Annotated in this window: 1 rRNA gene; it reads right to left on the bottom strand. The window is 55.1% G+C overall.

What is annotated here, in order from left to right:
• Positions 1–171: 171 nt before the first annotated feature.
• A 16S ribosomal RNA gene (locus K320_RS0117855) occupies positions 172–1,704 on the bottom strand.
• Positions 1,705–1,966 lie beyond the last annotated feature (262 nt).

Here is a 1,966-nt window from a genome sequence, read left to right as displayed (position 1 = left end):
CCCCCGCCTTATCAAGACGGTGCTCTAACCAGCTGAGCTACAGACCCGGTTTTCTTCTGGCCGGCAAACTGTTCGCTCACCTGCCCTCGCGGGCTCATGTTCCAACAACCGATAAGTGTGGGCGCCTGGCAAAGCACCTTCGCGCTTGCCTGCTTTTCTCTGTATTACCAGAAAGGAGGTGATCCAGCCGCACCTTCCGATACGGCTACCTTGTTACGACTTCACCCCAGTCACGAACCCCACCGTGGTAAGCGCCCTCCTTGCGGTTAGGCTACCTACTTCTGGTGAGACCCGCTCCCATGGTGTGACGGGCGGTGTGTACAAGACCCGGGAACGTATTCACCGTGACATGCTGATCCACGATTACTAGCGATTCCGACTTCATGCAGGCGAGTTGCAGCCTGCAATCCGGACTACGACTGGCTTTGTGGGATTGGCTCCCCCTCGCGGGTTGGCAACCCTTTGTACCAGCCATTGTATGACGTGTGTAGCCCCACCTATAAGGGCCATGAGGACTTGACGTCATCCCCACCTTCCTCCGGTTTGTCACCGGCAGTCCCATCAGAGTGCCCTTTCGTAGCAACTGATGGCAAGGGTTGCGCTCGTTGCGGGACTTAACCCAACATCTCACGACACGAGCTGACGACAGCCATGCAGCACCTGTGTTATGGCTCTCTTGCGAGCACTCCCAAATCTCTTCGGGATTCCATACATGTCAAAGGTGGGTAAGGTTTTTCGCGTTGCATCGAATTAAACCACATCATCCACCGCTTGTGCGGGTCCCCGTCAATTCCTTTGAGTTTTAACCTTGCGGCCGTACTCCCCAGGCGGTCAACTTCACGCGTTAGCTTCGTTACTGAGAAAGTTAATCCCCAACAACCAGTTGACATCGTTTAGGGCGTGGACTACCAGGGTATCTAATCCTGTTTGCTCCCCACGCTTTCGTGCATGAGCGTCAGTGCAGGCCCAGGGGATTGCCTTCGCCATCGGTGTTCCTCCGCATATCTACGCATTTCACTGCTACACGCGGAATTCCATCCCCCTCTGCCGCACTCCAGCCTTGCAGTCACAATGGCAGTTCCCAGGTTGAGCCCGGGGATTTCACCACTGTCTTGCAAGACCGCCTGCGCACGCTTTACGCCCAGTAATTCCGATTAACGCTCGCACCCTACGTATTACCGCGGCTGCTGGCACGTAGTTAGCCGGTGCTTATTCTTACGGTACCGTCATCACCCCCATTTATTAAAGAGAGGCTTTTCGTTCCGTACAAAAGCAGTTTACAACCCGAAGGCCTTCATCCTGCACGCGGCATGGCTGGATCAGGCTTGCGCCCATTGTCCAAAATTCCCCACTGCTGCCTCCCGTAGGAGTTCGGGCCGTGTCTCAGTCCCGATGTGGCTGATCATCCTCTCAGACCAGCTACAGATCGCAGGCTTGGTGAGCCTTTACCTCACCAACTACCTAATCTGACATCGGCCGCTCCAGTAGCGCAAGGCCCTTGCGGGTCCCCTGCTTTCATCCTCGGATCTCATGCGGTATTAATCCGGCTTTCGCCGAGCTATCCCGCACTACCGGGCACGTTCCGATGCTTTACTCACCCGTTCGCCACTCGCCGCCATCCCGAAGGACGCGCTGCCGTTCGACTTGCATGTGTAAGGCATGCCGCCAGCGTTCAATCTGAGCCAGGATCAAACTCTTCAGTTCGATCTTGTTAAATTTAAGGTCTTGCGACCTCACTCATAAAAACGGAATTGAAGTGAACTTCACTTCTATCTCCATGAGCGTTTGTTTCAGACCCATCCCAAAGGACGAGCCCAGCAGGCACTCACCAGGAGCACCACCAAACGCCCACGCTTATCGGCTGTAACTTGTTAACGATCCCTTCTCCCCCACAAAAACCCCACAGATCAAGTCCGGGAGCATCCCTTGCAAAGAAGCGCTGCGATCAGCGAAGCCTTGCATTGTA

Source organism: Comamonas badia DSM 17552, from assembly GCF_000484635.1.
GTDB lineage: Bacteria > Pseudomonadota > Gammaproteobacteria > Burkholderiales > Burkholderiaceae_C > Comamonas_C > Comamonas_C badia.
This window is presented reverse-complemented; position numbering and strand designations above follow the sequence as displayed.